This is a genomic window from Kurthia massiliensis (assembly GCF_000285555.1).
In the GTDB taxonomy this organism is placed as follows: domain Bacteria; phylum Bacillota; class Bacilli; order Bacillales_A; family Planococcaceae; genus Kurthia; species Kurthia massiliensis.
In genome coordinates this window covers 14,300-40,266 of record NZ_HE610998.1, presented here as the reverse complement: position 1 = coordinate 40,266, position 25,967 = coordinate 14,300, and the positions used below count along the sequence as shown (strand labels likewise).

27 protein-coding genes are annotated in these 25,967 nt (G+C 39.3%); 15 read left to right on the top strand and 12 right to left on the bottom strand.

Going from position 1 to position 25,967, the window contains the following annotated elements; translation table 11 throughout:
- Positions 1-213: 213 nt before the first annotated feature.
- Positions 214-402, bottom strand: coding sequence for a hypothetical protein (locus KMHG_RS07775; protein ID WP_010288491.1), 189 nt, complete (start codon positions 400-402; stop codon positions 214-216).
- A gap of 366 nt (positions 403-768) precedes the next feature.
- Between KMHG_RS07775 and KMHG_RS07770 the strand changes: the two genes are divergently transcribed.
- A complete protein-coding gene (locus tag KMHG_RS07770; RefSeq protein ID WP_010288490.1) occupies positions 769-2,052 on the top strand; it encodes a sigma-54-dependent Fis family transcriptional regulator in 1,284 nt (427 codons plus the stop codon).
- A 107-nt stretch (positions 2,053-2,159) separates the two neighbouring features.
- A complete protein-coding gene (gene putP / locus KMHG_RS07765; protein ID WP_010288489.1) occupies positions 2,160-3,641 on the top strand; it encodes a sodium/proline symporter PutP in 1,482 nt (493 codons plus the stop codon).
- Between the two features lie 46 nt (positions 3,642-3,687).
- Here the strand turns inward: putP and KMHG_RS07760 are convergent, their stop codons facing one another.
- Positions 3,688-4,176, bottom strand: coding sequence for a GNAT family N-acetyltransferase (locus tag KMHG_RS07760; protein ID WP_010288488.1), 489 nt, complete (start codon positions 4,174-4,176; stop codon positions 3,688-3,690).
- 245 nt (positions 4,177-4,421) lie between these two features.
- Here KMHG_RS07760 and KMHG_RS07755 point away from each other — a divergent pair, with 245 nt between their 5' ends.
- From KMHG_RS07755 to KMHG_RS07745, 3 genes are all read left to right on the top strand, one after another.
- Entirely contained in the window at positions 4,422-5,810 is a 1,389-nt protein-coding gene (locus KMHG_RS07755) for a polysaccharide pyruvyl transferase family protein (protein ID WP_010288486.1), read from the top strand.
- Positions 5,811-5,977: 167 nt separating this feature from the next.
- Entirely contained in the window at positions 5,978-6,670 is a 693-nt protein-coding gene (locus tag KMHG_RS07750) for a phosphopantothenoylcysteine decarboxylase domain-containing protein (RefSeq protein ID WP_010288484.1), read from the top strand.
- Positions 6,671-6,728: 58 nt separating this feature from the next.
- A complete protein-coding gene (locus KMHG_RS07745; protein ID WP_010288482.1) occupies positions 6,729-8,117 on the top strand; it encodes a hypothetical protein in 1,389 nt (462 codons plus the stop codon).
- Between the two features lie 40 nt (positions 8,118-8,157).
- Here KMHG_RS07745 and KMHG_RS07740 read toward each other — a convergent pair whose 3' ends face one another.
- Positions 8,158-8,865: an SIR2 family NAD-dependent protein deacylase gene (locus KMHG_RS07740; protein WP_010288478.1), complete on the bottom strand. Its 708-nt coding sequence runs from the start codon at positions 8,863-8,865 to the stop codon at positions 8,158-8,160.
- A 117-nt stretch (positions 8,866-8,982) separates the two neighbouring features.
- Between KMHG_RS07740 and KMHG_RS07735 the strand changes: the two genes are divergently transcribed.
- Positions 8,983-10,077: an NADH-dependent flavin oxidoreductase gene (locus KMHG_RS07735; protein ID WP_010288477.1), complete on the top strand. Its 1,095-nt coding sequence runs from the start codon at positions 8,983-8,985 to the stop codon at positions 10,075-10,077.
- A 60-nt stretch (positions 10,078-10,137) separates the two neighbouring features.
- Here KMHG_RS07735 and KMHG_RS07730 read toward each other — a convergent pair whose 3' ends face one another.
- Positions 10,138-11,604 (bottom strand): alanine/glycine:cation symporter family protein, encoded by a 1,467-nt coding sequence (locus KMHG_RS07730; protein WP_010288475.1) that lies wholly within the window; start codon positions 11,602-11,604, stop codon positions 10,138-10,140.
- Between the two features lie 303 nt (positions 11,605-11,907).
- Between KMHG_RS07730 and KMHG_RS07725 the strand changes: the two genes are divergently transcribed.
- Complete coding sequence (locus KMHG_RS07725) at positions 11,908-12,813, top strand: bile acid:sodium symporter family protein (protein WP_010288473.1); 906 nt, start codon at positions 11,908-11,910, stop codon at positions 12,811-12,813.
- A 19-nt stretch (positions 12,814-12,832) separates the two neighbouring features.
- Here KMHG_RS07725 and KMHG_RS07720 read toward each other — a convergent pair whose 3' ends face one another.
- Positions 12,833-13,057 (bottom strand): hypothetical protein, encoded by a 225-nt coding sequence (locus KMHG_RS07720; RefSeq protein ID WP_010288471.1) that lies wholly within the window; start codon positions 13,055-13,057, stop codon positions 12,833-12,835.
- Positions 13,058-13,163: 106 nt separating this feature from the next.
- On the opposite strand from KMHG_RS07720, the gene KMHG_RS07715 reads away from it, so the two are divergent.
- The 3 genes from KMHG_RS07715 to KMHG_RS07705 are packed head-to-tail and all read left to right on the top strand — an operon-like array spanning position 13,164 to position 14,354.
- The gene (locus KMHG_RS07715; protein WP_010288470.1) at positions 13,164-13,709 is read left to right on the top strand and encodes a TetR/AcrR family transcriptional regulator; all 546 of its coding nucleotides are present in this window, start codon (positions 13,164-13,166) and stop codon (positions 13,707-13,709) included.
- Positions 13,710-13,714: 5 nt separating this feature from the next.
- Positions 13,715-14,041: a DMT family transporter gene (locus KMHG_RS07710; protein ID WP_010288469.1), complete on the top strand. Its 327-nt coding sequence runs from the start codon at positions 13,715-13,717 to the stop codon at positions 14,039-14,041.
- A gap of 1 nt (position 14,042) precedes the next feature.
- Positions 14,043-14,354 carry a DMT family transporter gene (locus KMHG_RS07705; protein WP_010288468.1) on the top strand — a complete coding sequence of 104 codons (312 nt, stop codon included), beginning with the start codon at positions 14,043-14,045 and terminating at the stop codon, positions 14,352-14,354.
- Positions 14,355-14,614: 260 nt separating this feature from the next.
- Here the strand turns inward: KMHG_RS07705 and KMHG_RS07700 are convergent, their stop codons facing one another.
- Positions 14,615-15,814 (bottom strand): ornithine--oxo-acid transaminase, encoded by a 1,200-nt coding sequence (locus KMHG_RS07700; RefSeq protein ID WP_010288459.1) that lies wholly within the window; start codon positions 15,812-15,814, stop codon positions 14,615-14,617.
- Positions 15,815-15,992: 178 nt separating this feature from the next.
- On the opposite strand from KMHG_RS07700, the gene KMHG_RS07695 reads away from it, so the two are divergent.
- On the top strand, positions 15,993-17,336 hold the full coding sequence (locus tag KMHG_RS07695) for a sigma-54 interaction domain-containing protein (RefSeq protein WP_010288457.1): 1,344 nt from the start codon (positions 15,993-15,995) through the stop codon (positions 17,334-17,336).
- 141 nt (positions 17,337-17,477) lie between these two features.
- Here KMHG_RS07695 and KMHG_RS18350 read toward each other — a convergent pair whose 3' ends face one another.
- The 6 genes from KMHG_RS18350 to KMHG_RS07665 form a co-directional block, all read right to left on the bottom strand.
- A complete protein-coding gene (locus tag KMHG_RS18350) occupies positions 17,478-17,957 on the bottom strand; it encodes a hypothetical protein (RefSeq protein WP_010288455.1) in 480 nt (159 codons plus the stop codon).
- 174 nt (positions 17,958-18,131) lie between these two features.
- Positions 18,132-18,683, bottom strand: coding sequence for an HAD family hydrolase (locus KMHG_RS17500; protein ID WP_010288453.1), 552 nt, complete (start codon positions 18,681-18,683; stop codon positions 18,132-18,134).
- An 84-nt stretch (positions 18,684-18,767) separates the two neighbouring features.
- A complete protein-coding gene (locus KMHG_RS07680; RefSeq protein ID WP_010288452.1) occupies positions 18,768-19,118 on the bottom strand; it encodes a hypothetical protein in 351 nt (116 codons plus the stop codon).
- A gap of 11 nt (positions 19,119-19,129) precedes the next feature.
- A complete protein-coding gene (locus KMHG_RS07675; protein WP_010288451.1) occupies positions 19,130-20,446 on the bottom strand; it encodes an MATE family efflux transporter in 1,317 nt (438 codons plus the stop codon).
- Positions 20,447-20,499: 53 nt separating this feature from the next.
- Complete coding sequence (locus tag KMHG_RS07670) at positions 20,500-21,264, bottom strand: YibE/F family protein (protein ID WP_010288450.1); 765 nt, start codon at positions 21,262-21,264, stop codon at positions 20,500-20,502.
- Positions 21,265-22,371, bottom strand: coding sequence for a YibE/F family protein (locus KMHG_RS07665; RefSeq protein ID WP_010288449.1), 1,107 nt, complete (start codon positions 22,369-22,371; stop codon positions 21,265-21,267). It lies immediately after the preceding gene.
- A 153-nt stretch (positions 22,372-22,524) separates the two neighbouring features.
- Here KMHG_RS07665 and KMHG_RS19545 point away from each other — a divergent pair, with 153 nt between their 5' ends.
- The 4 genes from KMHG_RS19545 (at position 22,525) to KMHG_RS07650 (ending at position 25,900) form a co-directional block, all read left to right on the top strand.
- Entirely contained in the window at positions 22,525-22,713 is a 189-nt protein-coding gene (locus tag KMHG_RS19545) for a 5' nucleotidase, NT5C type (protein ID WP_010288447.1), read from the top strand.
- Positions 22,714-22,726: 13 nt separating this feature from the next.
- Positions 22,727-23,062: a 5' nucleotidase, NT5C type gene (locus KMHG_RS19540; protein ID WP_010288446.1), complete on the top strand. Its 336-nt coding sequence runs from the start codon at positions 22,727-22,729 to the stop codon at positions 23,060-23,062.
- 187 nt (positions 23,063-23,249) lie between these two features.
- Positions 23,250-23,960, top strand: a complete 711-nt coding sequence (locus tag KMHG_RS07655) for a thermonuclease family protein (RefSeq protein WP_010288445.1) — start codon at positions 23,250-23,252, stop codon at positions 23,958-23,960.
- 236 nt (positions 23,961-24,196) lie between these two features.
- Entirely contained in the window at positions 24,197-25,900 is a 1,704-nt protein-coding gene (locus KMHG_RS07650; protein ID WP_010288444.1) for a methyl-accepting chemotaxis protein, read from the top strand.
- Positions 25,901-25,967 lie beyond the last annotated feature (67 nt).

The following is a 25,967-nucleotide window of genomic DNA, read 5'->3' as shown; positions in this document are numbered from 1 at the left end:
AAAAGAGGCTGAGACAAAACATTTCATTTTCATTTTTTAGCGTTCGCAACAAAAACCCGGAACCGCGCCACAGCGCTATTCCGGGTTTTTTTATGCTCATTTGAGATAGTGTTTTTACACTTATGTCCCAGCCTCTTTTTTGCATCAAAAAAAACGGAAGCATTGATGTGCTTCCGCTTTTGTATAGTAGATCGAGTAGATTAAATGTTTAAGTTATGCAACAGGATCTAATAAGATCGCTAATGCTTCGATATCATTGACATGATAAGTAGATAGACGGTCGTCTGTTGTATGAATGGATAATTGGTTTGCACCAACACTTGTCACAGTACCGATTAATGTACGGTGACCATGTTCCACGATTACTTTATCATTTACTTTAATATTTTGAAATTTGCTCATTATAAGCGCCTCCTAAGTCATAATTAGCTGACTTACAGCGACATTATTTATTCGTTTTCCTACGCTTCTCGATGTTGCTGCCTATGTCAGCGTTCGGAAAAGTGATTCAGATGTGAGAGGTCTGACCTTTTATTCCGTTCACATCCTTACTATAACGCTTTTGATTTACAACGTCAAAATATATGCTTCGTTGCACGATTTTCGGTATTTTACAAAAATGAAAGTATGCTCAAAATGGAATAGGTTATAATAGAAGAGAATATAAAATGAGTAGTGCATAAAAATTTTGCGTTTTATTCGTAAAATTGTGTAAAATGAAAGCAATTCATTTGGCATAAAGGGTTTAATGGAAGGGAATGTGACGCTATGAAAAATGCGGAGCTACAAGAGATGTACCGCTACATTGCGAACAATATTGAAGCGGGGATTCATGCGGTCGATGTGTCAGGAAAGACGATTATTTACAATGAAAAAATGCGTCAATTAAAAGGTATATCAAGCGATGAAATTATGGAGCAAGCGCTAGATGCACGCGGACATGACAGTTTAATTTATCATGTGTTAAAAACGGAGCAACCGATTAAAAATCACCGACAAAACTACTGGTTAAAGACAGGTGAAGAGTTTGTGACGCTTTCAGATTTAACACCAGTGTATCAACAAAAGAAATTAATCGGTGCGGTTGAAATTACCCGCGATATTACCGAGCGCGAATTACTAGCTTATCAACCACTGCGTCGCTACGGTAAGCCGTTAACGTTTGAAACGATTACCGCGATTTCTAAAAAGATGGCCCGCGTCATCGAGAAAGCGCGAATGGCTGCGCAAAACCGCATGCCAGTATTGTTGTACGGGGAGTCTGGTACTGGGAAAGATATGATTGCTGAAGGGATTCATCATGCGTCTACACCGAAGACGGAGCAGTTTATCACATTGATTTGTCGACATGATGAAACAGCGCTTTTATCACAAATCGAAGCATTATTTGCTGAAAAGCGAGCCGTAACGATTTTTTGTGAGCGTCTCGAATATTTAAGTCTCGACGGTCAAAAAAAGTTGTTAGAGTTGTTTGAAAAGCATCACGAAGGGAATCAGTTTATTGCATCGGTCGGAGAAGATCCGATTGATTTAATTAGCAATGGTCAATTGTCGAAAGAGCTCTATTACTTCTTTGCATCTGTTTGTATTCGCATGCCTGCATTGCGTGAACGAAAAGAAGATATCGAACCGTTTGTAATCGATTACTTTAAGCGTTATCGTGAAAATACGGGCAGTCAGTTAGAAGGATTGTCGGCGCGTGTTGCGCAAATTTTTAACGATTATGATTGGCCGGGAAATTTAAAAGAGCTTGAAGTGTTGTTAGATGAAACGACCGGTACGATTACGACAGAGCGTCAAATTGACTTTGATCAATTACCGATGTCTTTCAGATGGAAAGTGCAGCATGAGCAAGATGTATTGCCGGTGCAAAATATCGTTGTAACGTCGAAACAAGATATTCGACCATTACATATTTTTATGCAGGAAATGGAAGAATATTACATTAAAAATGCGTTAGAGTTATTTGATGGCAACGTTTCGCAAGCAGCGAAAGCATTGGATTTGCGCAGACAAAGTTTGCAGTATCGCCTAAAAAAGTTCGAAAAATAAGCATTAGGATTTTGCATTTGCAAAATCCTTTTTTCGTGACATAATATGGGCGGACATACATTTATCATGCATTTATTTTACGAACATAATAAAAAGGAGGAAACAGGATGTCAGACAATGGATATCAATTAATCGCAATATTCTTATATATGATTGCGATGCTTGCAATTGGCTGGTATGCATATCGCCGCACGACGAACTTAACAGACTATATGCTCGGTGGACGTTCACTTGGCCCAACCGTTACAGCGTTAAGTGCCGGTGCAGCCGATATGTCTGGTTGGTTATTAATGGGCTTGCCTGGTGCAATTTATGCATCTGGTTTAGTAGAAGGGTGGATTGCCATCGGTTTAACGGTCGGTGCTTATACAAACTGGCGCATCGTCGCACCACGCCTTCGCGCTTATACACAAGTATCAGGGGACGCAATTACAATCCCAAGTTTCTTAGATAGTCGACTAAAAGATAGTACGCAATTACTGCGTATCGTATCAGGTGTCATTATTTTAGTATTCTTCACGTTTTACGTATCATCTGGGATGGTATCAGGTGGGGTATTCTTTGAAAGTTCATTTGGCTACTCATACCATACAGGTCTTTGGGTTGTAGCAGGTGTCGTCGTAGCGTATACATTATTTGGTGGCTTCTTAGCAGTTAGTTACACAGATTTTATTCAAGGTTTAACGATGTTTTTAGCATTAATCGCTGTACCAGCAGTAGGGCTTTATTATACAGGTGGTATCGGACAAACGATTGATACAATCAAAGAAGTCGATCCTAAAATGCTAAGCTTAATCGCAGGCGCTACAGCAACGGGCGTTATTTCAAACTTAGCATGGGGTCTAGGTTACTTCGGTCAACCGCACATTATCGTACGTTTCATGGCGATTTCAAGCGTTGAGGAAACGAAACAAGCACGTCGCATCGGTATTGGCTGGATGTTTTTAAGTTTATTCGGCGCCATCGCCACTGCGCTTGTCGGTGTTGCTTACTTTAAACAAAACAATTTGACGTTAAAAGATCCAGAAACGGTATTCATCTCACTTGGACAAATTTTCTTCCACCCATTCGTCGCGGGCGTTATGCTTGCAGCGATTTTGGCCGCAGTAATGAGTACGATTTCATCTCAATTAATCGTGACATCATCAGCACTTGTCGAAGATATTTATAAAAAAGTATTCAATAAAAACGCATCAGATAAACATTATGTATTAATGGGACGTTTAGCGGTACTCGTCGTATCGATCATCGCTTTCTATTTATCATGGGAACAAAATGCAACGATTTTAAAACTTGTGAGCTTTGCATGGGCAGGTTTCGGTGCAGCATTTGGTCCAATCATTTTATTATCACTTTACTGGCGTAAACTTACAAATATCGGCGCGCTATGCAGTATGATCGTAGGTGCGGCTGTCGCATACATTTGGGGTTCTATTGAGTCGCTTAGCAGTATGTTGTATGAAATCGTGCCAGGATTCTTCCTAGCGTTTATCGTTGCTATCGTTGTCAGCTTAATGACATACAAACGTAACGATGAAATTGAGCAAGAATTTGATGATGCAATGAAGATGTTGAAAAAAGAACAATAACAAAAAGCAGTCACTTCAAAGGTGGCTGCTTTTTGTTATACTTTTTTTACCTAAAAATGACTAAATCTCGTTTCACACCATCTAATTCTGCGATTTGTGGGTAAAAGCCCCATTGTTCAAAACCAAAATGTTTAAATAGTTGAATACTCGGTGTATTATGCCCGAAAATAAATCCTAATAACGTTTCAATATGTAGTGTAGGGCATGATTGTAAAATGAATTCAATGGCATGTTTACCGAGGCCGTGACCACGATAATTTTCATCTAAATAAATACTTACTTCAGCCGTTGCGTTATACGCGATGCGACCGTAAAAATCTTGTAAGCTAATCCAACCACAAATATGCCCGTCTAATTCCATTACCCACAGAGGGCGTCTTGCTGGATCATGCGCATAAAACCATGGTGTGCGGTCTTCGATAGAAACAGGTTCTAAGTCAGCTGTCACCATACGACTTGCGACGGTCGAGTTATAAATCGCTACAATTGTCGGTAAGTCCTCTAAAGTAGCGATGCGAAAAGTCGGTATATTCAAATCGTTCACTCCTCATAACATACTGTTCATATCATAGCATAAACCTTTTATAAAGCGCATAAAAATGACGAATGTTACACATGTGTTTCCAATGGACACTAATATTACAAATATATTACAATAAAAGAGTCTTATATGACAATAAAACAAATTTGTTAACAACGTTTAATGTGATTGATAAGGGGTACATTATTATAATAGAATAGAAGAATTATGACATAAATGAACAATAGGAGGATTTACATATGAAGCATTTTTTAATTCGCGCTGGGGTATCACCGCTAGATACATTTGATGCTGCGTATATGGCAGCAAACAACTCAATCGGTAGTAACGTAGGGAACTTAGTATATGCATATAGTATTTTCCGTACGTTAATGAAAGAGGATGTCAAAATTACACCGGATTATTATAAAATTAATCCAAAGCAAGCAGACTATATTAATGAACATTATGACGGTTACATTATCCCATTAGCGGATGCATTCCGTGAAAAATTTGCGCCCAAGTTACGTGCATATACACAACTGATTAACCGCCTGAAAATTCCTGTTTACGTAATTGGTGTCGGTTTAAGCACAGACTTCGAACCAAAGCCTGGACAAAAATATGTCTTTGATGATGACGTTCGTAATTTCGTAAAAGCGGTGTTAAATAAATCTGAAATCGTCGGTGTACGTGGTCAAATTACAGCAGATTACTTAACAGGTCTTGGCTTTAAAGAAGGTACAGACCATATGGCAATTGGCTGTCCTTCAATGTATATGAATGGTCGTGAATTACTTGTGCGCGATACGAATATTACGCCACAATCGATTATTTCTGTGAACAACTCACCGAAATCACCTGACAATGTATTAGACTTCATCGATCGTAGCATGCGTGAATTTGATAACCATTATTTCATTCCACAATGGTTACGTGAGTTACGTATGTCTTACTTAGGCGGACCAGATTTACCGAACTCAGATAAAAATTATCCTTACTCGGTTAGCCATTCAGTGTATCAAGAAGACCGCGTGCGCTACTTTTTAGATGTTCCAAGCTGGCACGACTTCTTAGAAACGACTGATTTAAGCTTCGGTGCACGTTTACATGGTAACGTCGCGGCTATTTTAGCAGGTACACCAAGTATTATTATCCCAAAAGATGGTCGTATGCGCGAACTTGCTGAATATCACAATATGAACTTCATTTATGGACCAGATATTACAGACGACACGTCAATTTGGGACGTCATTGAAAACAGTGATTTCCAATCGGTTTCAAAAGCAGCACCAGCAAACTTTGACCGTTACATTGATTTCTTAAATAAAAATAAAATTCCACATATTTATACAGAAACAAACGATCCAAAAGATGTGTATTTCGATAAACTTGTAGCAGATATGCCAAAACGTCAAGCGATTCCATCATTCTTTACATTATCTCAAAATGATAAAAGTAAGCGTTGGATGAAATACGTTGAAGAAGAAAAGAAAATGCAAGAACGTAAATTTAAAGCTCAAAAACGTCGTTTAGAAGTGAAAATTCGCAACTTAGAAGCGAAAAACGACTTCCAAAAACGTACGTTAGAGCGTAAAGCTGTTCGTACAGCGTTAAAAGCAGCGAACTTATTTAGCAAAAGTAAATAATATTTGAACGACGCGGAGGCATATACCTTCGCGTTTTTTTGTTGTTCATGCGAGCTTTTCGCTTTTTAGTTAATAAATACTGTAGATTAGTTAATGAAAACAGAAGAAAGATATGACGACATTCGGGTATACTAATAAGTGTAAATAACTGAAGAAGAGGTGGCAGCATGGCTTTTGATTTAAAGGGCAAAACAATTTTAATTACAAGCGGGGGCACGCTAGAAAAATGGGATAAAGTACGCGGTCATACGAATATGGCGACAGGTACGATGGGCACGTATTTAGCTGCTGAAGCACAAGCACTAGGGGCAACGATTATTTATTTAAATGGTTATTTTGCAAAAAAACCAGTCCAACAAGATAATTTACTGCTTGTCACATTTGAAGGCATTGAAGACTTAGGGCAAAAAATTAAGCATTTCGTCACGACAGAACAAGTTGATGCGGTCATTATGGCGGCAGCGGGCAGCGATTGGCTCGTTGATGAAATTTTAGATCAACAAGGAAATCCTGTGAAAGAAGCAGGCAAATTGTCAAGCGATGAACCACCAATTATTAAATTTAAAAAAGCACCGAAAATTTTGCCACAAATTAAACAATGGAATCCAGACGTTACGTTAGTCGGCTTTAAGTTAGAAGACGCGACGAATGAAGAACTCGTCGCACGCGCACAAAAGCGTATGGCGACATCTCAAGCGTCATTTATGGTGGCGAATCAATCGGGTTCTTTATATACGACAGACGTCGATCATTATATTATTGATGAAGATGGTCAATACGATATTTACGCTGGGAAGCAAGCTGCAGCACGTGGCTTAATGGCAACGTTAGCTGAACACTTCGCGAAACAGCACGTATAGTTGGAAAAGTCCGCACAAAAGCGGGCTTTTTTTGTTTATACTGAAATGGGTGATAAACGTGAAAAAACTTTTATGGATTGTAGCTGCGACGTTGTTGTTAAGTGCATGTGGTAAAGAGGAAGAAACACACACAACGAAGCCACAAAAGGAACAGCAAACAGAAACGCTAGCGCTATCTGAAACGGAAAAGGCAGCGCTTGCGAAACAAATTAACGCACGCTTGGCAGGCCGACCACTCGTACGAGATACAGAAGAACAATCGGGCGTTATGTACGTCGATGTATTTAATATTAACGATACGAAACAGCCAGAACTTTATTTATTGTCAAAAACACCGACAGGTTATTTAGAGGAAGTATGGGGCGTTACCGCCAAAGGCACAGCGCAATTGTATAGCGGAGAAATCGCTGTAACAGAAACGACACAACGTTCGATTATGATGCGGAATGATCACTACTTTTTAGGGCATGTTGTTGCGTATGAAAAAGAAGGCTATAAATATTTAGAAAGTACGTTTCAACATGTGGAAAATGGTAAATTAGCGACAGATGAAGGTTATAAAATTGAATTGCCGATTGGCTCTGAAACGCCAACAAAACATAGTAAAAACTTAGTGACCGATGAAGTACCAACGCTTGATGAATATAGTCAGACAGTAAAGTCGTATAAAGAAAAGCAATTACTACTAAAAAATGAACAAGGTATCGTCTCGATGAATGTGCCGTACAATGTGGCGAATGCAAAATTAGATGACGTGTATAAACAACTAACCGGCAACACGTATCAAGTAAAAAATGACGTAGCAAAAATAACGGACGACGATCAACTGACGTTAATGACATATTTAGCAGCGTTGTCACTACATCATGAAAATCGTGATATGTCGAAACAAACAGACAAAACGATTTCACTGTACGCAGCAAAAGATATCGCAAACGGCGCATTACGCTTCTTTGATGTCCACTTTACCGATATTGCACAATCGATTAAAACAGTAGAAGGTCAACAATATATCGGTTATGAAAGAAAACAGCTAGACCCCCTTATTGAAAAAATATTTGGGCGTACAGTGAATTGGCAAGACGTGCACATCAAAGGCTCCAAATTGCCTGCAGATATGATTGCAGCAAAAGATTATATTTACTTACCGAAAACAGATCGGCAATTAAAAGCGACGTTACCAGTAATCGAGCAAATCATACCGATTTCAGACGATACGTTTTATGTTGAATTTGGCTTATATCAAATGAAAGACGACGTACAAGGATATGCGCCAAATACATTTTTAGCGCCAATGCGCGTTTGGTCAGACGATATGTTAAGTGCTGTGAAAGTGATTGCGCCACGCAAAGGCTATGCGATTGTGCAAAAAAATAAAAATATCCATGTGCAAAAGCTTATGTTCGGCAAAATATTGTCTTATAATAATATAATTAAAACTCTCTAGTCTATATAAAAAGGCGCACGCTTAGAAAGCATGCGCCTTTTTATATTAGTACGTTCTGTAAAGCAAGTATATTTTCTTTCGCAGAGCCTTCAATCATTACATCAAAAATCGCATTTGGACTAATTTCCATATTGATATAAATCTTTTTCCCGCGTGTCATAGAAGGCAATTGGTTCACAGGGGAGACTTGTAAACTAGTACCAATAACGATGACGGCATCTGCTTGTTCAATTTCGCGCGACGTCCGAATCCATGCCTCCTCCGGTAAATATTCACCGAACAACACAACACCGGGTCGTAATAAACCGCCACATGTACAGTGGACTTTTGCGATGAACTGTTGAACGGTATGCGGTTGATGACATGAATGACAACGAATGTCGTAAATGTTGCCATGTAGTTCTGCCACATGTGTAGAGCCTGCTGTCGTATGAAAACCGTCGACATTTTGTGTCGCCACGAACGAAATAATACCTTGTTTTTCGAGTTGTGCTAATGCGATATGACCAGCATGTGGTTTACATTGCGCTAACTGTTGAAGACGCATCGTATAAAAGCGGTGGAATGTATCATAGTCGTTTTCTAATGCATCTACTGTTGCGACTTGAAGTGGATCAATTTGTTGCCATATACCTTTTGATGAACGAAAATCGGGTACGCCACTTTCTGTCGACATACCAGCACCTGTTAAAACGACTGTACGATTTGATTGTTTTAGCAAAGATACAATTTGTAAAATGTTGGACATCTTATCATCCTTTCGTATGCTTTTATGGAAGGTATACCGCATTTCGCCTATTTATAAGCATCATCTTTGACTTTTAAATCCTATCAATTTACTCTAGTTTCAGAAGGAGTGAATGAAATGACAACTTATTTAACACCATTTACATTGAAAAACGGCGTGAAATTACGTAATCGCTACGTAATGGCTCCAATGACAACTTATTCAGCAAACGCAGATGATACCGTATCAGACGCAGAAATTACATATTACCGTGAGCGCTCATACGGCGTCGGTGCAGTCATTACTGCGTGTGCTTATGTGATTCCGAGTGGTAAAGGTTTCCCAGGACAAATTTCTGCGCATAGCGATGACTATGTAGCAAGTTTAAAACGTATTGCAGATGCGATTCATGATGGCGGTGCAAAAGCGATTTTACAAATTTATCACGGTGGTCGCCAAGCTGTACGTGAATTAGTACCAAATGGCGATATCGTCAGTGCAAGTGAAACTGTTGCAGCTGATGGCGGTGTTGCACGTGCATTAACGACAGAAGAAATCGAAGAAATTATCGAAGCATTCGGTGAAACGACACGTCGCGCCATTGAAGCAGGATTTGACGGCGTTGAAATTCACGGTGCGAATACGTACTTAATCCAACAATTCTTCTCAGGCTTCACAAACAAACGTACAGACCGTTTCGGTGGCTCTGTTGAAAAACGTATGACATTCCCATTAGAAGTCATTGCAGCTGTAAATCGTGCTAAAGCACAATACGCAGATGACGAATTCATCGTCGGTTATCGTTTCAGCCCAGAAGAGCCAGAAGAAGACGGCATTACATTAGATGAAACCGTACAACTTGTCGATCGTTTAGCAGATGAAGCATTAGATTACTTACACATCTCACTAGGCGACTTCCGCGCAGAAGCACGTCGCTATAGCGGTGAGAAAGATAATCGTATTAAAATCTTAAAACAAGTCATTAACGATCGTGTACCGTTTATCGGTGTCGGTTCTATTTATTCACCAGAAGATGCAAAAGAAGCAATGACAACAGGTGCAGACCTTCTAGCATTAGGTCGTGAATTACTGATCGAACCGCATTGGGTAGAAAAAGTCGCAGCAGGCGAAGAAGTGATTACAGAAATGGATATGTCACGTGATAATGTCATTCCAGCGCCATTAATGGAAAAAATGAAAGCTAATATCGGCTGGGTGCCAGGCGTAAAATAGTTTGTTTTACCAAAAAAAGTCTCGAAATCATTATGATTTCGAGACTTTTTTATAAGGAGGCTATTTATCGTAGTAGCCTGAATTTTTCTTTTCCCAGTAATCTGCATTTTTGATACCTAGTTTTACAGGGTCAAATGTTGGGTCTTTTCCTTCTTTCTTCTGTTGTTCATAATCTCGCAACGCGATTAACGTTGGTTTCACAAGGAAGAGTAGGGAAATAACGTTTACCCATACCATTAAACCGAGACCAATATCGCCAAGCGTCCATGCGGCATCTGATGTTTTTACAGAGCCGTAGAATAAGCCCGCTAAGAAAATCACTTGCATCACAGAAATTGATAATTTCAGTGTTTTATTTTCTAAGAAGAAGGCTAAGTTCGTCTCAGCGATATAGTAGTACGCCATAATCGTTGTAAATGCAAAGAAGAATAATGCGATCGCTACAAAAGCAGAACCGAAGCCATCTAATGGGAACGCATATTCAAGCGCTGCTTGTGTGAACGGTGTACCTTCTTCGACACCTGGTACGTTTTCTACGATGAATTGACCAGCTTTTGGACCACTTTCATATTCAACGTTGTATTGACCTGTGAATAGAACGATAAATGCTGTTGCTGTACATACTAAGAATGTATCAAAGTAAATCGAGAATGCTTGTACAAGGCCTTGTTTAACAGGGTGAGACACTTCAGCTGCAGCAGCGTGGTGAGGCCCTGTACCTTGACCTGCCTCGTTGGCATAAATACCACGTTTGACACCCCATGCAATAGCAGCACCTAAAATACCGCTAAACATTTCGTTTGCACCGAATGCACTTGAGAAAATTAAGCCAAATACATTTGGAATTTGATCAACATTCATAATGATAATAATAATTGCCACTAAAATGTAGGCGCCTGCCATAAATGGAACGATAATAGATGCGGCTGTTGCAATACGTTTAACACCACCGATAATAATAACACCGATAAATACAACTAAAAATGCGCCAGAAACCCACGCTGGAATGTTAAAAGCGTTATCCATTGCGACAGCGATTGAGTTTGATTGAACCGTTGGCATTAAGATGGCCATCGCAGCGACACCAACGACCGCGAAAATCATACCGAGCCATTTTTTTTGTGTAAATTTGTAAATGTAGTATGCAGGACCACCGCGATAAACACCATCTTTTTCATCTTTGTAAATTTGTGCAAGTGTTGATTCAACGTATGCTGTTGCAGCACCGATAAAACCTAATACCCACATCCAGAAAATAGCACCAGGACCACCAAATGCGATCGCTGTTGCGGTACCAGCAATGTTACCGACACCGATACGTCCTGATAACGCCATTGCCATTGCCTCAAAAGAAGAGACACCGGCGGATGATTTTTCACCTTTTGCTAATTGTACAAACATGTCTTTGAAAAATCGTACTTGTACAAAGCGCGTTAAAAACGTAAAAATAAGGCCGACAACAAGAATCCCGTAGATCATGACTGGGCTCCATAGCGTGTCGTTAATTTTCGTTAACAATTCTTCCATCTGCTTCACCTCTGTTATTCATTATTGTTGTAACTATAGATTACATTATATTCTGACAATTCTTAACATTCAATACAATTTTCATAGGAAAATAACTTTTTTATAAAAGTATGTAATATATTAGATGTATATTTTTCGCTGTAAAATCATACATAAATGCTATTTACAGTAATATTTCTGATGAACTATTTTTTTAATAGTATACTGTTCAAATAAGAAAAGGGTATTTTACAAAAATGACTATTGTTGAAGGAAAGGAACGATTATTTGTTCTCTATATTGAATCATATTGTAGAGCGCTTTATGCCGATCTTAACACCGGTCAGTTTGATTGTCGGGATTTTGCTCGGTTCACACATCTCACATTACGTCTATCTCGTGCCATTTATATTTGCATTTATGACGTTTGTGAGTAGTTTGTCGCTCAACGTTAAAAGTATGCGTACCTTTTTGTCGCATCCGTTGTTCGTCATCGCTGTCCTCGTATACATACACGTATTAATGCCACTCATTGCGATTGGAAGTTCTCATTTATTATTTGATGATGCGCACATCCAACTCGGTTTTATTTTAGCGATGGCCATTCCAACAGGGGTAACGAGCTTTGTTTGGATTTCGATGTGCAGAGGAGAGGCAGCACTCGGGTTAACGATTATTTTAATTGACACGTTGCTGTCACCAATTCTTGTTCCGCTCACGCTTAAAATATTTGCGGGGGAAACGATTCATATTGATAATGTCGGTCTCATGCTCGACTTATTATGGATGATTGTTTTACCTTCTTTATTTGGTATGTTGTTAAATGAAGTGACAAAGGGACGTTTAAAATCGTCGTGGGGGCCGAAATTAGCACCTCTTTCTAAAATGTCGATTTTTTTCATCGTAATGTTGAATGGTAGCGTCACGACACCGCTATTTCATGATTTTACGTGGCGATTATTAGGAATTATGCTTGCCGTTTTCATAATGGCCGTATTAGGATATGGCTTAGCACTACTCATCGGAAAATATGTATTTAAACGTTATGACTTAATGACGACGTTTATGTACACAGGTGGTATGCGCAACATTAGTGTCGGGGCAGTCGTTGCCAGCACATATTTCTCATCAAGTGTCGTACTTCCTGTTGTCATGGGTATGTTATTTCAACAATTACTCGCATCATTATTTAGTCGCATCATTTTACAGCAAAAAAAGGAGTTGCAATAAATACGTTGCAACTCCTTTTTTATGCTTGGGCTAAATATGCTTGTCCTGCTTCTGTTAAAACTAAGTCTCCAACAGAAAATGTTACTTCACATTCTCCATCGATAAGTGTACTCGAAATGCCGATTACATAATGCAGACGTTTTGCTTCTTGAATCGCTTCATGTAATGCAACATCGGTCAATGTATTTTGCCACTTCGTATAATCACGATTAAATTGCGCAATATCACGTAATAATGTTTCCATGTCATCACACCTCTTTCATTTCATTATAGCAAAATCCTTTACGAATTGTGTGACGCGTGCTATGATGAATTTATAAACTGACGAACGTTCGTAAGGAGATGAGCAAATGACGAAATCGGATATTATGGCAGCAGGGTTAAAGACGTTTGCCGAACACGGTTATGAAGGGGCCTCGATGTCGATGATTGCCGATGTTGTCGGTATTAAAAAACAATCGATTTATACGCACTTCAAAAATAAAGATGCATTGTTTTTAGCTGTTTGTGACGCGTGTCGAGAAGCAGAGTTAGCATTTATTGAAGCAGAAATGCCGAAAGATTTTAAACAGTTATTGACGCACTACATTCAACGTTATCAACAAAATGAAGCTACAAAATTTTGGCTACGAATGATGTTCTTTCCACCCCAACATTTATATGAACAAGTGATGGAGCGTGTCCATCAATATTTAGATCATATTGAAGCGTTAGCAACAACATTGTTTGCCGATGCTGATGTGACGAAACAATTATCACCGCAACTCATTGCGAAAAGTTACTTAGCGGTGTTAGATAGCATATTTGTCGAATTGCTTTATGGAGATACGACACGCGCTGAAGAGCGACTAGAAGCGAGTTATACCGTTTTCTGGCGCGGCGTTGAAAAGGAGTGATGATCATGAAAAACTGGTTGTACGTATTAGGAGCAGGGATTGTTGAAATATTATGGGTGTTTGGCTTAAAAGCATCAGAAACGTTTTTAGAATGGGGCGGAACGATTGCGTTAATCGTCATTTCCTTCTATTTAATTATGAAGGCGACTGCGCAACTGCCCGTCGCAACGGTATATGCGGTATTTACCGGTATCGGAACAGCAGGAACGGTCGCGGTTGGGATGATTTTTTTAGACGAGCCGTTTAGCTGGTTGAAAATTTTATTCATTGCGACGTTACTGATCGGTGTCATTGGCTTAAAACTTGTAACAGGTGAAAAGGAGGCGGCTTAACATGGCATGGCTTGCATTAATTGTTGCTGGATTAGCAGAAGTACTCGGTGTCAATGGCATGAATATGTTAGCGCGTCGTGATAAACGCGGTCTCATTGTGATGATTGTCGGATTTGCGATTAGTTTTTCATTATTAAAATACGCCATGTTAACGTTACCGATGGGTATGAGTTACGCGATTTGGACGGGTATCGGTACAGTAGGCGCGGCATTAATCGGTATGATTTTCTATGGAGAATCAAAAAGCATTGCACGCCTATGCTTTATCGCGCTCATCTTAGCGTCGGTGATTGGCCTTAAATTAATTGCTTAAAAAAAGCGACTCTTGATGGAGTCGTTTTTTTATTGCATTTTAGACGTTATACAAACGCTTGCGATGGAAGATGATGGGCTAGAACGAATGAACGTGTGGAGAAAAAAGCGTTTATTCAAGTGATGGCATTTTATCATTTCTTCGTAGGAGCACATCTTTGAAAGTATTTTTAATAGGTAAAAACACTATATAGTGGCAAAGTAAAACCACCTGTTTCTCATGTCATACTAGAAACAGGTGGTTTATGTTTATATTAGCAGTTATTCATGAACTTCTTGAAAAACAAGTCGAATTTTTTCGATGGCCCAATCTAGTTCTTCACGTGTAATCGTTAGTGGTGGGGCAAAGCGAATGACCGTATCATGCGTTTCTTTGCAAAGGACACCTTGCTTCATGAGCGCTTCACAAAATGGTCGTGCTGCACGGTCTAATTGAATGCCGATGAGTAAGCCTTTTCCGCGCACTTGTTGAATACTTGAGTGTTGGATGGTTGTTAACTGTTGTTGTAAATAATCACCGAGTGCTAGTGAGCGATTCGCTAGTTGTTCTTGTTCGATCACGTCTAGCGCAGCGACCGCGACCGCACAAGCAAGCGGATTCCCGCCAAATGTAGAGCCGTGAGAACCAGGATTTAGTACCCCTAAAATATCATCGTTCGCAATAACCGCTGAAATGGGCATAACGCCGCCACCTAATGCTTTTCCGAGGAGTAACATATCGGGCACAATATCTTCCCACTCATAAGCAAATAATTTTCCGGTACGTGCTAGACCGGTTTGAATTTCATCGCAAATGAGCAACACTTGATGTTGTTGGCAAAGTTGTGCCGCCGCTTTTAAATAGCCAGCAGGAGGAATGATAATGCCCGCTTCTCCTTGAATCGGTTCGACGATAAACGCTGCTGTATTTGGCGTAATTGCTTGTTCGAGTGCCTCAATGTCGCCATAAGGTACATTTTTGAAACCGGATAACATCGGTCCGAAGCCACGTTGATATTCCGCTTCTGACGAAAGCGATAAAGCGCCCATTGTACGCCCGTGAAAGTTACCGAGGCAGCCGATAATTTCAGCTTGATCAGTAGCGACGCCTTTTACGTCATACGCCCATCGTCGCGCAATTTTAATCGCAGACTCCACCGCTTCGGCGCCAGTGTTCATCGGTAAGACTTTAGTTTTTCCAGTCATGGCCGTTAGTTTTTCATAAAACGGTGCAAGTTGATCGTTGTGAAAAGCGCGTGAAGTAAGTGTTACCTTTTGTGATTGTGCAATTAAGGCGTCAATAATTTTAGGGTGGCGATGACCTTGATTTAATGCTGAATAAGCAGAGAGCATATCTAGATAGCGATTGCCATCGACATCATATACCCAGACACCTTCTGCTCGTTCAATAACGATCGGTAACGGTTCATAATTATGCGCACCTAATCGATTCGTCGTTGCAATGATAGATGTTGTTTTCATTTCATCACGTCCTTTTCATATACTTACTAATTATAGATGCAAGAACTGTGCCAAGTTATCAAACGACGTCATAACAACAAGCCTTAAAGTAAGAAAAATAAAAATTTTGCGAAAAATATAGTGAAAATAAGAAAAATGCCAAATTTTTTTGCTATGATGTTGTATGGGGAGGTGTCATATGGAAAACTTATTATTACAAACGATTGAAAAGTTAAATGTCGGTGTGCATATGATTGACGCAAATGGTCAAACAATCGTCTATAACGATAAAATGTCGCAGTTAGAAGCGATGGATGTCCGCGATGTGTTGCATCATAACGTGCAAGATGTTTTTCAATTTCAAGAAAATGAACATAGTACGTTGTTGACAGTATTAGAAACGAAAACACCTATTTTAAATGTAAAACAAAAATATTATAACAACATCGGTCGTGAAATTATGACGATGAATAATACATATCCACTCATGGCACAAGGCGAAGTCGTAGCGGTTGTAGAAATCGCGACAGATGTCACGAAAATGGAACGTCTGTTGCGTCATCAAAAGCAAGCGCAACAGACAACATTTCATTTTGATCAAATTATCGGGCGTACAGGTGGCTTACGCGAAGTCGTTGAATTAGCGAAGCGCGCGGCACGTACGTCATCGAGTATTTTACTCGTTGGAGAAACAGGCACAGGGAAAGAGTTATTCGTGCAAAGCATTCACGATGCGAGTGACCGTCGTCAAAAGCCACTCATTACGCAAAACTGTGCAGCGTTGCCAGAAGCACTAATGGAGAGCATTTTGTTTGGGACGGTGAAAGGCGCCTTCACTGACGCAGCGGATCGCCCAGGTTTATTTGAACAAGCGAATGGTGGAACGTTGTTATTAGATGAAGTGAATTCGTTAGCTCCACATTTACAAGCAAAGTTGCTACGCGTACTGCAAGAAAAAAAGGTAAGGCGTATTGGTGGTTTGCAAGAAATAGATGTAGACGTTCGTGTTATTGCGACGATTAATGAAGATCCGTTTGCGTTAATTCAACAGGAGCAATTGCGAAAAGATTTGTATTACCGTTTAGCTGTCGTGACATTAATGTTGCCTCCACTTCGTGAGCGTTTAGAAGATTTAGATGAACTCGTTACGGCGTTTATTCAAAAGTATAATAACCTATTACAAATGGAAGTGACAGCCATTTCGCCAGCGGTACGTGCGCACTTTATGGCACATCATTGGCAGGGGAATGTACGTGAGCTTGAACATGCGATTGAATCCGCGATGAACGCAATGGAATATGAAACGATTATTGATGATATTCATTTGCCGTATTATTTCCGTATGCAGCAAGTGGCACCTCAAATCGTTCAATATGAAGCGGATACATCAAAAGCATTGAAAGATCAATTGCTAGATGCAGAACGCGTGATTATTGAAAAAACATTAGCTGAAACACAACATCATATTACGCTTGCCGCGAAGCAACTGGGTCTTAGCCGTCAAAGTTTGCAATATCGGATGAAACGTTTAGGATTAACATAAAAAGAGGCTGGGGTATAAGTGTAAAAACAGCATCTCAAATGAGCATAAAAAAAACCAGAATCGCGCTGTGGCAAAGTTCTGGTTTTTTGTTGCGAACGCTTAAAAAGGAAAATGAAATGTTTTGTCCCAGCCTTTTTTTGTTTATGACACATCGTCTGGATTAAACCATTTGCCACTTTTTAAATCGAGCATTTCAATATCATCATGAATGCCGAAGTACACCGGAAGCGGGATCGCTGGTCCATCTGCTTTTTCGAAACATGTGCGAACCCAATCACCGAGCACATGAATAGAAGCACGTTCTAAATCATTGTCTTCGTAAAATGTTTCAAATTCGTCGCTGCTATCGTGTACATCGAATGCAAATTCCTCAATAAAATCTAGGCTAGTCGCAAATCCATTTGTATCATCTTCTGCATAAGCCTCTGTAAATAAATCTTCCATTGAAAACAGTGTAAAAGCAATCTCTTCTTCACCTAACGAACTGATAATTTGTAGATGATCTACTTCATCAGCAAAACGAAGTGTTTTTAAATATTCGAATTGTGCGATGAGTTTATGTGATTGCTCTGCAACACGTTGTTGAAGCCCTTGTATGTAATTGTCTACTTGATATGTCAAAGTGTATCTCCTCCTTTATATGACTATACCAGTAACAATAAAGAACGTAAACAACAAAAGAGGGGCATTCGCCACCTCTTAGTCGTTCACCGTTTTCAATGCCAATAAATCTTTCACTTCATGCATCATATACGTTGGTTCTTCCGCTAATAAACTAGCGCGGTCATGACTACCCTACGTGACAGCACATGTACGAATACCCGCAGATTTCCCCATTTGAAGATCGAACGTAGCATCGCCAATCATGACGGCACGATGTAAGGGGAACTGATGTCGTTCTTGAAGGACAAATATACTTTCAGGGTGTGGCTTATAATATGTCACCATATCTGCACTTACGACATCTTTAAAAAATGGTTGAATGCCAAGTGTATCTAAATTACGCAATAAGACGCGACTATGTTTACTTGATGCCACAAAGCAGTCGTCTATTTCGGAAAGTTGTGCCAGTACTTCTGGTATACCGTCAAATAACTTCACATATTGTCCTTCATATTCTTTATATAAAATACGAAACAACTTGAGTAACTCGTCAAAATCTGTTTCATTCAATGGTTCTAGCGCCATCTCCTGAAACGATTGTTCAATCGGAATGCCCATGTAATACGTAATCGTTTCATCGCTCGGTACGGTTAAATCTAAATTGAAAAATGCTTCACGCGTGGCGATAAGCCCACATTCGCGCGAATCTGCAAGTGTACCATCAAAATCAAAAATAAAAGCCATCATGCTCCCTCCTTTAAGAGCGTGTCCATTCATCTTTACCCTTTTTAGACGAAAAAATCCTGCCAAAATCGGCAGGATGTCAAATTATTGTTCCATCGGTTGGACAGTTAACTTCATTTGTAAAATGTCTAATTGCTCGTCTGATAAGCCGAAGAAATCGGATGCAGCATTGTTCAGCGCTGTGATAATGAACGGTCCGAAAATGCGCATTGAAAATTTGTCTTCATCAGACGCAATACGGAATGCGAATCCTTCTTGATCGTATTGTGCAGATTCATCACAAAATAGTACGACGTTTTCTACGACGTCATTTAGACTGACAGGTACGAGTTTACGTTCTTCAAGACCGAGTTGTTGGAGTGCCCAATCGAAATCTAACTGTCCTTCTTTCGTCATCATTTGAACGCCTTTTTCTGTTGCGATAATGTAATGCATTAAAAATCCCCCTAAGATGTTGTTTTGCGAAAACGCATATATAAAAAGATAGATCGTACGTATAAGTCAATGAGTAATGCGAGCCAAACACCTGCAATGCCCATGTTCAATGTAATGCCGAGTACATATACCCCGACGATCCGTAATCCCCACATGCCAATCGCCGTTGTATACATCGGTGTTTTCGTATCCCCAGCACCTTGTAGGGCACCAGCTAAAACGAAACTCATCGCAACGGCAGGTTGTGCAAACGCATCGATCCGCAGTGCGGTAACAATTTGTGCAATGACGGACGGTTCGTTTGTAAACCACGTCGCCATCCACGGACATAAAAAGAAAATTAATACGCCGAGAACAGACATGACGACAACGGTCACCCATGTTGACAGCATGCCGTATTCATACGCTTCTTTTAAGCGATTTGCCCCGACACATGCCCCAACAAATGTCGTTGCGACGACAGCCATACCGTAACCAGGCATAAAGGTGAATGCTTCAATGTTTTCAGCAATCATATGTGCGGCGTACGTATCGGTCCCAATTTTAATAATTAAGCCGAAATAGACGACTTGTCCGACGCGCATAATGAGTCGTTCAATAGCAGCAGGTGTAGACAAACGAATGAGTTGCTGCATCGGTCCTCCTGAAGTACGCCATTCAAAATGTAACATACTTTTTTGAACGATGACGTATAGCCAAATCGCATTGATGACACGAATAACGACTGTCGCATAAGCCGCACCAGCAACACCGAAACCAAGTGCTAAAATGAGTACGTAGTCAAGACCGATATGTAAAACGTTGAGCACAAAGCTAATTTTTAACGGTGTCATCGTATCGCCAGTTGCGCGGATGACACTCGCAAGCACCATCGTGACAGCTAAAAAGATGGAAGGAACACCTGTAATACGTAAATACGTTGCGCCGAGTGTTACAACGTCATCGGTCGCTCCCATCATGTGTAACATCGGTTCTGCGAAAATAAGCGTGACAATCCCAAATAGCAATCCGGCGATCAGTGCAAGTACGGTCGCTTGCTTCGTCGTCTGAACGGCGCGTTCTAGATGTTGTGCGCCGATGTACCGAGCAATGAGTGACGAAGCACCGACACCAATTGCCATAAAGATAGCCATATAAATGGCGATAATCGCATTGGCGATACTTACCGCTGTGACCGCATCTAAACTGACTTTTGAGACGAATAACGTGTCGACAAACCCGACGAGTGTTTGCAAAATGTTTTCAAACATTGCGGGAATGCCCATCGCTAAAATGGCCGCTAATTTCTTTTTCTTTGTCGGATAAAGGTCTAATTGTAAATTTTCCATACGATGATTGTATCATAAAAAAAGCAACCACCTCATAGGTGATTGCTGAAATATTATGCTGCTTTTGCTGTACGCGTAAAGTAATATGCGGTAATCCATGCGGTAATCGGAATAACGAGCACGACACCTAAGCCTGAACAGCAAATTGTAATCATTTCACTGCTGAAAATTTTCGCATTGACGATTTCTGCAAAAGAATACGATAAATCTTTAAACCAAATAAGCAATGCTAAATAGCTGCCTAAAAAGGCGAAGAATAACGTATTAATACTCGTGCCGATAATATCGCGTCCGATGCTTAAACCAAATTGGAACAGTGCTTTTCGTTCAATATTCGGCTGATGATAAAACATTTCTTGCATCGGAGAAGAAATCGCAATCGCGGCATCTGTAATCGCGCCAATCGTACTCATAATAATGACCGAGATAGCGATTTTCATAAAGTCGATACCGATATAAAGCGAATAGGCACCTAATTCTTCTGTTTCTTCTTCACCGAATCCTTGAATGAGAGCAAATTGCGTAATCCACGTAATAATAAATACGAGCACAATGGTTGAAACGATTGACGCTACAAAGGCCGTCTTCGTTTTTTTGTGCACTTCATTAATGAAAAATAAATTAATACAACTAATGATGACACAAGCAATAAGTGTAATAAAGATTGGATTGAGTGACGGCACGTTCATAAAGAAAAGCACAAAAATGACGACAACAAAGTTTAAAAAGAGCGCAATAAAAGAGCGAATCCCTTTTTTTCCACCGATGGCAAACATCAGTGCAAATAAAATGAGCGCTAATACAACGATTGCATTCAATTAAGCCACCTTCTTACTTTTTAAAATAAATAAAATCGTTACGTATAAGCCAATAGGAATCGTAATCACAATACCGATCCCACCGGCGAGTGCACGCACAATTTCGAGTGATAAATTAAGCGACAACGTATAACCGAATGCAGCGGCATTTTTAAAGTAAAGCACAAGCATTGGAATCGAACCACTTACATAGGCGAAAAATAAAATGTTCGTCATCGTACCCATAATATCTTTGCCGATTTCCATTCCAGATTTTATTAATGCTTTTATCGAAACTGTTGGGTTTTCTTCATATAAACTAAACAATGATGAGGACATCGTAATCGCAACGTCCATCACCGCACCGAGCGCACCTAAAAAGAGACCGGCGATAAAGACGACTTTGTAAGGGCGTGTTAAAAATTGCAGTTCTTCATAGCGTAACCCATGTTCATTTGTCATATTTAACACGAATAACGTAATCGCTAACGATACGACCGTACCGAGAAGCGTCGCAATAATAGCGACAATCGTTTTACGATTTAGGCCATTGACGACGAGCAATGAAAAGACGGTAAAAATGATCATACATATACTACAAATGAGCAACAACGATTGTTCTGCTTTCGTAATGTAAAGGTCGAGCGCAAATGACAAAATGCATGCATTGACACCGAGCGTAATAATGGAAAAGAATCCTTGTCTTTTACCGACTGCTAATAAGACGAGAATTAACATCCATGCGATAATCGCTAAATATTTATCTCGCTTAATGCCATCGATTGTGGCACTTAACGATTGTTGATCAGCTGTGACCGTTAAAAACGCTTCCGTTCCTTTTTTTAATTGATCATCGTTTGCTTGAGAAGCGGAGTAATCATTATCTACCGTCACAAGCTGACCTTCTTTATCTCCATTTTTCAATTCAAATGTGACGCGCTGGGTATACAACGTATCTTTGTTATCGTATTGATCGGTTGTTGGCGTTTTACTCATCACTGTCGTTTTGACGACTTCACCAATCGTTTTATCATAAAAATGATGATTATGAAAAACGAAATAAATCGAGCCTATACATAAAATGAATAATAGACTCCATTGAATATACTGTTTTTTACGAAGTTTCATGTGATGCCACCTATCTATATGTATCTTCAATTGACTATTCTAACAGAACTTCGCTAAATGACAAAAATTTGCGGTATTTTCATTTCCATCTTTGACCAATAGTTGCTTATTTTTCTGCAACCTTTTAAAGTAGAAATGAAAGGGTGATAAGAGATGAAACGAATTGCTATTGATATGGACCAAGTAATGGCCGATTTAGTCGCGAAATTTTTAACGACATTTAATGAAGATTACGGCACGAATTATACGAAAGAAGATGTGGAAGGAAAGCGTCTACCTGAATTAGACCCACACGCACCAGAAGCATTACAGACGTATTATAAAGATCCGACATTTTTTTAGAGATTTACCGGTCATGCCACACTGCATTGAAGTCGCAGAACGATTAAGCGAACATTATGAATTATTTATTGCGACTGCAGCAATGGAAGCACCTGCTTCATTTACAGCTAAATTTGAATGGTTACAGCAATTTTTCCCATTCATTCCACGTCATCATTATATTTTCTGTGGCGACAAAAGTTGCGTACATGCAGATTATTTAATAGATGATACTATTTTCCAATTGAATCGCTTCACTGGACAAGGTATTATGTTTAATGCGCCACACAATGCGCATACAGAGTACGAGCCACGTGTAAACGATTGGTTAGAACTCGAACAATATTTTTTAAAAGAACTAGAAAAATAAAATGAAGCTGAAAAGCTGAACATCCTTATAAATGTCGAAGCAGTCGAATTTCATGTCGTTTGAATCCTGTTCTTACATGCGTAAGAAGAGGATTTTTATTTGCCAATTTTCTTCATCGGAAGTCATGCAGCGAAACCGCTTGAAACACTATATTGATGATTAGCACTTCTAATGAGGAGATTACAGAATGAAGTTCAACAACTTAGCCAAAATCATGATGGCCGGCGCAATCGGTTTATCTACTTTTACAGCGGTATCTGTCGCGCCAACACAAGAAACAGTTAACGCCAAAACGTTAAATACGGTTTCTCTTGTAAAAGCAACTGATGGCGACACAGCAACTTTCAAATACAAGGGCAAAAATATTAAAGTGCGCTTTTTATTGATCGACACACCAGAAAGTGTGAAACCAAATACGCCTGTACAACCGTATGCAAAAGAAGCGAGTAACTATACAAAGAAAAAACTAAAAAACGCGAAAAAGATTCAGCTCGATTTTGATAAATCAGGCTACAAGGGCGATAAATACGGCCGTAAATTAGCGTACGTATATGTAGATGGCAAGGACCTTAACATGGATCTTGTCCGCAAAGGCTATGCACGTGTTGCATACATTTACGCGCCAAATACAACGAACAAAGCGAAGTACCTAAATGCTCAAGCAAAAGCGAAAAAAGAAAAGCTACGCATTTGGTCTAAATCAGGGTATGTTACAAGTTCTGGTTTCAAAACAACGAAGAAATCATCAAGCAATACATCTTCTAAAAAAACAACAACGAAAACATATAAAAACTGCACAGAGCTACGCAAAGACTATCCAAACGGCGTTAAAAAGGGCCACAAAGCTTATCAAGCAAAAATGGACCGCGACAAAGATGGCTGGGCTTGTGAACGCTAGAAAGCACGAAAAAAGGATGATCATGAGGATCATCCTTTTTTCATGCTTTTATATTTTATATAATAAGAAGGTATTTATATAAAAGCCTACATATATTCCTTTATTTACAAGGTATATTAACAACAAAATCCTATGGTATATTAATACTTAATGATGAATTCTGAAAAAACAATTAACTCTATAGGTGCTTATTTTAGTATAAAATTGACATATTGTGAACGATAGGGGGAAGAACTATGAAAAACCTAAAAGTGCGCTCTAAGCTTATTTTAATCATGATTGTTAGTTTAGTCATTTCGGGCGTTATTAGTATTTATGGTTTTACACAGGCAAAAAATGCTGCTTCAGAAACAGAAGTCATTTATAAGGAAAAATTTATTCCGAACAACTGGATTTCAGCAGCCGTACAAACAAACTTACATATTGATAGCATTTTAGTAGAGATGATGCTATCGAAAGACAAACAAGAACGTGAGCAATATTATGCAGAGATCAACGATGGCGTTGATGAAGTATTAGCAAATTTTGCGACGTATGAAAAAATGGATTTAACGAAAGAAGAACGTACGCAAATTGCGAATTTCTATGATGCGGTAGATCGATTAACGGGGAATCAGGATCAAATGATTAAATATGCATTAGCAGGGAAATCGGATGCAGCATATAAACTATATGTAGACATCGTCCGTGACGCGCGTTCAGATTTAATCGATTCTTTACAAGCATTAAATAAAATTAAAGAAAAACAAGTATCTCAAATTAGTGAAAATAGTTTATCGAACTCAAACAAAGTAGCTCGTAACATTATCGTGACATTAGTCATCGGTTATGTCGTATTAATTACATTAAGCATTATTTTCACACGTTTAATTACACGACCACTTCGCGAAATGAATGATCAGTTAGAAGTAGTACGTAACGGTGATTTACGTGTTCGTTCTGCGTATGATTCGAAAGATGAAATCGGTCAAGTTGTTGAAAATGTGAATACGACAGTAGACAGTTTGCAACATGCATTAATTGATGTAAAACAAGCAGTTACAGTTATTGAAGACCAATCAACCGATTTAACAAATACAATTGATCAAACGTCTGATGCTGCAACACAAGTCGCAAAATCAACTTCTGAAATTGCAGAAGGTTCAGAGCATACGAAACGACAAGTAGAATACAATACTGAAATTTTACAAGAAGTTACACACCAAATTGCGCAAATTGGTCATACGTTAAATGCTGTAGATGCGATGGCAAATAAAGCGCAAACAGAAGCAAATGTTGGCACCGAAATTGTGCATCAAAACGTTGCACAAATGGAAACGATTCAACAATCCATTGCGACTTCAAATGAAGTCATTACGAATTTATCTCACAAAGTAAGTGAAGTAGATGAAATCTTAAAAGTTATTAATTCGATTTCAGAACAGACGAACTTACTTGCATTAAATGCAGCGATTGAAGCTGCACGTGCGGGCGAAAATGGGAAAGGTTTTGCTGTTGTCGCTGATGAAGTGCGTAAATTAGCAGAACAGTCATTACAATCAACGAAATCCATTTCAACAATTTTAGCGAATATTAAAGAAGATACGAATGAATCCGTCAATATTATGCGTATCGTTCAAAATGAAGCAGATAGCGGACGTCAAAAAACAGAAGCAACATCTGAAAAATTCAATGATATTTTAGAAAGCACGAGCGAAGTTGCACCAAAAGTTGAACAAATGTCACAAGCAATGTTGAACATGGAGAAAAACTTCGAACGTTTCACAGAAAGTACGAACAAAATTTTATCTATTGCAATTAACAATGCGGCTACTTCTGAACAAGTTTCAGCGTTTACACAAGAACAAGCGGCAGCAATGGAACAAATGCAAAATGCAGCGCAACAATTATATAGTGTCGCACGCAACCTAAATGACATTACAAATCGTTTTGAATTGTAATTTATAAAAAAGAGGCTGGGACATAAGTGTAAAAATACCCTCTCAAATGAGCATAAGAAAAACCGGA

Bases quoted from the DNA above. Each gene is read 5' to 3' on its own strand.
- KMHG_RS07650 (WP_010288444.1), top strand. From the start codon at position 24,197: ATGAAAAACCTAAAAGTGCGCTCTAAGCTTATTTTAATCATGATTGTT.
- KMHG_RS07695 (WP_010288457.1), top strand. From the start codon at position 15,993: ATGGAAAACTTATTATTACAAACGATTGAAAAGTTAAATGTCGGTGTG.
- putP (WP_010288489.1), top strand. From the start codon at position 2,160: ATGTCAGACAATGGATATCAATTAATCGCAATATTCTTATATATGATT.
- KMHG_RS07770 (WP_010288490.1), top strand. From the start codon at position 769: ATGAAAAATGCGGAGCTACAAGAGATGTACCGCTACATTGCGAACAAT.
- KMHG_RS07675 (WP_010288451.1), bottom strand. From the start codon at position 20,446: ATGGAAAATTTACAATTAGACCTTTATCCGACAAAGAAAAAGAAATTA.
- KMHG_RS07740 (WP_010288478.1), bottom strand. From the start codon at position 8,865: ATGTCCAACATTTTACAAATTGTATCTTTGCTAAAACAATCAAATCGT.
- KMHG_RS07720 (WP_010288471.1), bottom strand. From the start codon at position 13,057: ATGGAAACATTATTACGTGATATTGCGCAATTTAATCGTGATTATACG.
- KMHG_RS19540 (WP_010288446.1), top strand. From the start codon at position 22,727: ATGCCACACTGCATTGAAGTCGCAGAACGATTAAGCGAACATTATGAA.
- KMHG_RS07710 (WP_010288469.1), top strand. From the start codon at position 13,715: ATGAAAAACTGGTTGTACGTATTAGGAGCAGGGATTGTTGAAATATTA.
- KMHG_RS07735 (WP_010288477.1), top strand. From the start codon at position 8,983: ATGACAACTTATTTAACACCATTTACATTGAAAAACGGCGTGAAATTA.
- KMHG_RS07750 (WP_010288484.1), top strand. From the start codon at position 5,978: ATGGCTTTTGATTTAAAGGGCAAAACAATTTTAATTACAAGCGGGGGC.
- KMHG_RS07700 (WP_010288459.1), bottom strand. From the start codon at position 15,814: ATGAAAACAACATCTATCATTGCAACGACGAATCGATTAGGTGCGCAT.
- KMHG_RS07775 (WP_010288491.1), bottom strand. From the start codon at position 402: ATGAGCAAATTTCAAAATATTAAAGTAAATGATAAAGTAATCGTGGAA.
- KMHG_RS17500 (WP_010288453.1), bottom strand. From the start codon at position 18,683: ATGGCTTTTATTTTTGATTTTGATGGTACACTTGCAGATTCGCGCGAA.
- KMHG_RS07725 (WP_010288473.1), top strand. From the start codon at position 11,908: ATGCCGATCTTAACACCGGTCAGTTTGATTGTCGGGATTTTGCTCGGT.
- KMHG_RS07680 (WP_010288452.1), bottom strand. From the start codon at position 19,118: ATGCATTACATTATCGCAACAGAAAAAGGCGTTCAAATGATGACGAAA.
- KMHG_RS07715 (WP_010288470.1), top strand. From the start codon at position 13,164: ATGACGAAATCGGATATTATGGCAGCAGGGTTAAAGACGTTTGCCGAA.
- KMHG_RS07705 (WP_010288468.1), top strand. From the start codon at position 14,043: ATGGCATGGCTTGCATTAATTGTTGCTGGATTAGCAGAAGTACTCGGT.
- KMHG_RS07730 (WP_010288475.1), bottom strand. From the start codon at position 11,604: ATGGAAGAATTGTTAACGAAAATTAACGACACGCTATGGAGCCCAGTC.
- KMHG_RS07655 (WP_010288445.1), top strand. From the start codon at position 23,250: ATGAAGTTCAACAACTTAGCCAAAATCATGATGGCCGGCGCAATCGGT.
- KMHG_RS07665 (WP_010288449.1), bottom strand. From the start codon at position 22,371: ATGAAACTTCGTAAAAAACAGTATATTCAATGGAGTCTATTATTCATT.
- KMHG_RS07755 (WP_010288486.1), top strand. From the start codon at position 4,422: ATGAAGCATTTTTTAATTCGCGCTGGGGTATCACCGCTAGATACATTT.
- KMHG_RS19545 (WP_010288447.1), top strand. From the start codon at position 22,525: ATGAAACGAATTGCTATTGATATGGACCAAGTAATGGCCGATTTAGTC.